Below are 5105 nucleotides of genomic sequence, written 5' to 3' on the forward strand. Positions count from 1 at the left end.
GGGGTGGGGTGGGCCCGAGGCCCAGCGGCTCCGGGCCCGGTCCGTCCGTGGCGAGGTGCGGCCGTGCGGCCGATGGCCGGACCAGCGCCGCGTCCCGTGCCGGGCGCCGGGGCCGGTGCCCCAGCCGTACGGCCGGGGCTGGTCCGCTGTCGGGGCCGATGTCGGGGCCGGTGCCGGTGCCGGTGTCGGCACCGCGGCCGGTGTCGGGGCCGGGGCCGCCGCAACGTCAGGTGCCGGTGTCAGAGCAGACCGAGCTCACGCGCGCGGCGCACCGCGTCGCCGCGCCGGTTCACCGCCAGCTTCCGGTAGACGCTTTTGAGGTGCGACTTCACCGTGTTGACCGACACGTGGAGATCGGCGGCGATCTCCTCGGCCGACATCATCCCGGCCAGTCGCACCAGCACGTCCCGCTCCCGCCCGCTCAGCTCGGCCGCGACGAGGTCCGGGGCCGACGAGGGTGAGGGCGACGGCCGCTCCCCGCGTCGCGCCGACGGCCCGGGCGTGAGCCAGCCCGCCGCCAGCTCGCGGGTCCCGCCGGAGGCCAGGAGCGGCCGGATCCACGCCCCCGCGTCGAGGAAGGGGCGCCGCAGCTGCTCCCGCCGGGCGTCCAGGAGGGCCCGCTCGACCAGCTTGCGCGCGGTGGCCCCGTCCCCCGTGGCGTCCGCCGCCCGGGCGCGCACCAGCGCGGCCCGCACGGCCACCGCCGGGCCCGTCCCGCCCTGGGCGCGCAGGGAGTCGAGCAGGCCGGTGGCCGCCCCGGCGCGCCCGGCGGCGAGCTGGACCGCCGCCGCCTCCACGACGCAGGCGGGCTGGTCGCCGGGCACGCCGTCGAGCAGTGCCGCGGCCGCGTCCGGGCGCCCCTCGGCCAGGTGGGCGGCGGCAGTGACGACCGCCGCGTGCCCGGACGCCCACGGCGAGGCCTCGACGGCAACGACCGGGACCTCCACGGCCTCGGCGGCGGCCCGGGCCCTGCCCTCGGCGAGCAGCAGCCGGGCGGTGGCGAGGGCCTTGGCGGCCGCCGGCACCGGGTCCCGGGCACCCGTGCCGGGGCGGCCGGACGCCGGATCGGTCGTGCCGAGCAGTTCCCCGGCCCGGTCCAGCTCGTGACGGTCCACGGCCACGGCGGCCAGCACCAGCCGGGCCAGGCCGGAGCCGGAGCCGGAGGGCCCGGCCAGCCCTGCCCGCTCCTCCTCGGCCAGCGCGGCCAGCGCCCTGCGCTCCGCCCGGCCGGTCCAGCCGGTGAGGTGGTCCAGCAGCGCCAGGTGCGCCAGCGCGTCCTCCCGGGGCAGCACGGTGGAGGGCCCGGCGGGGGTGCGCACCACGGCGGTCAGGGCGGCGCGCGCGTCCTCGAACCGTCCGGCCCACAGGCGGGCCGACCCCACGTGGGTGAGCAGGAGCGCGGTCAGCTCGGGGTGCTCCGCCAAGAGGTGCTCCGGGACCTCCCGCCGCAGCTCGTCCGCGGCCCGGGCGGCTTCCTCGGCCCGCGGCGGGCTGCCGGACAGCCGGGCGGCCAGCGCCTCCAGCAGCGCGCGGCTGAGCCGTGCGGCGGCCGGGTCGGGCGTGCCGTCGGCCAGGCACTCCTCGGGGAAACGCCCCTCGGGCAGGCCCTCCTCGGCGCGGCGCAGGCGGGCCACCGCGCGGTGCGGGTCGCACCGCGACAGGTCGCGGGCCGCCCGCACCAGGTCCGTCGCGGGCGTCCGGGCCTCGGGCGTCATGCCGGAGAACAGTTCCGTCAGGTCGCCGGAGCGCAGCCCGGTGAAGAGCCTGCCGATGGCGAGGTCGCCGACGAGGGCGCCGGCCGCGAAGTCCCACTCCCCCGCCGCGGCGCCGTGGACCAGGGTCTCCGGGAGGAACCCGGACCGGTGCAGCCACCGTGCGGCGCGCCGGTGCAGCTCCGGTTCGAGGCCGGGCAGGCGCACCCGCAGGTGGGCCCGCAGGATCTCGCCGAACAGCGGGTGGAGCCGGTACCAGGAGTGTCCGAGGTCCTCGACGAAGGCGTTCGCCCGGTGCAGGTCGACGAGGAGCGGCTCGGCGTCGACCCGGCCGGTCAGCGCGTTCGCCAGGTCGGGGCAGAACCGTTCCAGGACGCTCACACGCAGCAGCAGGTCCTGCGTCCGCTCCGTCCGCCCCTCCAGCACCTCGGCCAGCAGGAAGTCCGCGATCGCACTGTGGCCCGCCTCGAACTCCTTCAGGTAGCCCTCCGGGTCGGCGGTCTCCCGCGCCGCCAGCGCGGACAGGCCGAGTCCGGCCGCCCAGCCGCGGGTGCGGTCCACCAGGGCGCGCGCGGTCGGCACCGTGAGGCCCAGTCCGTGCAGTTCCAGCAGGGAGACGGCCTCCTCGGGCGTGAACGCCAGGTCGGCGGCCCGGATCTCGGTCAGCTCGCCCGCCGCCCGGTAGCGGTGCAGCGGGAGCAGCGGCTCGGTGCGGGTGACCAGGACCAGGTGCAGGCAGGGCCCGGCGTGGTGCAGGACGAACTGCAGCTGCTCGGCGATCTCCGGCGCGTCCACCTGGTCGAACTCGTCGAGCACGACGACCACGGGCCGGCCGCCCTCGTCCAGCTCGGCGGCCAGCGCCGCAAGCAGCCTGCCGTCCATCTGGGAGGCGTCCGCGGGGAGCGGTCCGGGGCCGAGGGCGCCGCAGCCGCGGAGCGCCCTGAGCAGGTACGCCCAGAACACGCCCGGCCGCTCGTCGCCCGCCTCGACGGTGAGCCAGGCGACCGGCTCCCGGAGGCCGGCGACCCAGTCGGCCGTCAGCAGGGTCTTGCCCGCGCCGGCCGGCCCGTCGACCAGTGTGAGCGGGGTCCGCAGCGCCCGGTCCAGGTGGCGTAGCAGCCGCGGGCGCGGCAGGTACGTGGCGGGCCGCACCGGCGGGACGATCCGGGTCCGCAGGAACGGGTCCGCCGGCGTCTCCCCGGCCGGCCCGGTCGGCTCCGCCCGCGACGTCGCGGGGAGCTCCGCCGGCTCGGGCGCCGGCTCGGCCGAGGGCTCCGGCTCGGCCACGGGCTCCGGCTCGGCCACGGGCTCCGGCACGGTCGAGGGCTCGGCAGAAGATTCCGGTTCGGCCGAGGGCTCCGGCACGGTCAAGGGCTCCGGCTCGGGGCCGACGTCGTCCCCGGCCCCGTACCCGCTTCCGCCCCCGGTCCCGCTCCGCTTCTCTGCCACAGCGCTCACCACCACTGTCCGCAGGGCATGGGCCACCCGGCCACCCGTCCAGCATCCCAGCCCTCGGCCCGACGCGCGCGACGTGCGCCGCGGCCCGGCGGCAGGGCCCGGCCGCGGGGCCGGATCACTCCAGCAGGGCGGCCGCGTGCCGGCGTGCCTCCCCGAGCCAGGCCTCACGGGTCGCGTCGTCGGAGCCGGTGACCGTCCGGAACACGACCCGGCGGACGTCCTCGACCCCCACGTACGGCAGGACGCACGCCGCCCAGATCCGCTCCAGCGGATCGCCGAACACGGCGTCCTCCCTCTCGGCGGGGGTGTCGGAGGTGTTCAGCACCAGCGCCCGGCGGGCCCGCAGCATGCCGTCCGGCTCGCCCTCCGCGGTGCCCAGCTTGTAGGCGACGCCCGGCACGAACACCCGCTGCACCCACCCGGTCAGCACGGCGGGCGGCATGCCCCACCAGTTCGGGTGGACGAGGACCAGGACGTCCAGCGTGGCCACCTCCGCGCGGTGCCGCGCGACCTGCTCGTCGCCGTCGTCCGCGGCGCCGAACTCCACGGTCCCCGTCTCCCCCGCCGACAGCACCGGCGGGAACCCCTCGGCGCACAGGTCGTGCGCGACGACCTCGCAGCCACGGCCCCGCAGCTCCCCCACCACCGCGTCGAACACCGCGTGGTTGAAGCTCCCCGCCCGCGGATGAGCCAGGTACACCCCTGCCCGCATCGCCACTCCCCGTCCCCTCGTCGTCGGGCCCGACTGTTCCACCGTGGCAGCGCCTCCACAACAGGCCCACCGCCACCGGAATCGACGGCGGCCCCCGGAGCGCGCCCAGGGCGCGCTCCGGGGGCCGTCGGGGTGGCGGGCCGTCGGTCAGCCCCAGGCGGGGGCGGTGAACATGCTGGCCGCGCTGTACCCCGCGTGCGGGTAGGAGGCCCCCCAGCCGGCGGGCTCCGGCTGGGTGCGGGGGAAGTCCGCGGCCACCAGCGTCGCCAGATCGAAGTAGGCCTCGCGGGTCCGGGACTTCAGCTGCTCCAGGTCGACCTCGGACCCCGCGGCGAGGTGCTCGTCGAACGGGACGGTCACGACGCCCCGGCAGCGGGCGTGGAAGTGGTGCACGACGTCGTCCACCCGCACGTTCCTGCTCTTCCGGCGGGCCTCGGAGATCACCGTGATGCTCCGGTGGACGAGGTCCTCGTAGCCGTGCGCGTTGAGCCAGTCCAGGGTGGTGCTGGCGCTGGTGGCGCCGTCCACGCTGGGCGTGGCGACCAGGATCAGCTGGTCCGCGTGGTCCAGGATGCCCCGCATCGCGCTGTGCAGCAGGCCGGTGCCCGAGTCGGTGAGCACGATCGGGTAGTGCTGGCCGAGGCAGCCGATCACCTGCCGGTAGTCCTCCTCGCTGAACGCCGTGGACAGCGCCGGGTCCGCCTCGTTGGCGAGGATCTCCAGCCCGCTGGGCGCCTGGGAGGTGAACCGCCGGACGGCCATGTAGTTGTCGATGTTCGGGATCTCGGCCACCAGGTCCCGGATGGTGGCGCTGGTCCCGCAGCGCACCCGCCGGCTGAGGGTTCCGGCGTCCGGGTTGGCGTCGATGGCGACGACACGGTCCTGCCGCTCGGTGGCGAGGGTGGCGCCGAGGGCGGTCGTGGTGGTCGTCTTGCCGACCCCGCCCTTGAGGCTGATGACGGCGATCTTGTGGCACTGGGTCACCGGGGTGCGCAGGACGGCCAGCTTCTGCTCCCGCTCCCGCTCCGTCTTCCTGCCGCCGAGGCGCAGGCCCTTCAGGCCGCGGCGCTCGCTGGGCCGCTTGCGCAGCAGACGGTCGGAGGAGAGCTCGAGCGCGGCGCTGAGCCCCAGACCCCCGGCACGGGCGCCCGGGTCCGGCGCCGGCCAGTGCGCCTGACCGTAGGGGGCCGGCGGCCCGTAGGACTGCGGCACGCCCGGAGCCC

The 5105-nt window shown here is 77.3% G+C and carries 3 protein-coding genes; all 3 read right to left on the reverse strand.

The genetic code is table 11. The annotated features are described in order from the left end of the window. Nucleotides 1-239: 239 nt before the first annotated feature. Nucleotides 240-3029: a LuxR C-terminal-related transcriptional regulator gene (locus ACOV8S_RS15705; RefSeq protein WP_448318443.1), complete on the reverse strand. Its 2790-nt coding sequence runs from the start codon at nucleotides 3027-3029 to the stop codon at nucleotides 240-242. Between the two features lie 256 nt (nucleotides 3030-3285). Continuing rightward, the gene (locus tag ACOV8S_RS15710) at nucleotides 3286-3882 is read right to left on the reverse strand and encodes an NAD(P)H-dependent oxidoreductase (RefSeq protein WP_448318444.1); all 597 of its coding nucleotides are present in this window, start codon (nucleotides 3880-3882) and stop codon (nucleotides 3286-3288) included. A 147-nt stretch (nucleotides 3883-4029) separates the two neighbouring features. Continuing rightward, on the reverse strand, nucleotides 4030-5105 hold a 1076-nt coding region (locus ACOV8S_RS15715), incomplete at its 5' end, for a MinD/ParA family ATP-binding protein (protein ID WP_448318445.1).

The sequence above is a fragment of the Streptomyces sp. CO7 genome (assembly GCF_053474865.1).

Coding starts and splice junctions, on each gene's coding strand:
- ACOV8S_RS15710 (WP_448318444.1), bottom strand. CDS start 3,882: ATGCGGGCAGGGGTGTACCTGGCTCATCCGCGGGCGGGGAGCTTCAAC.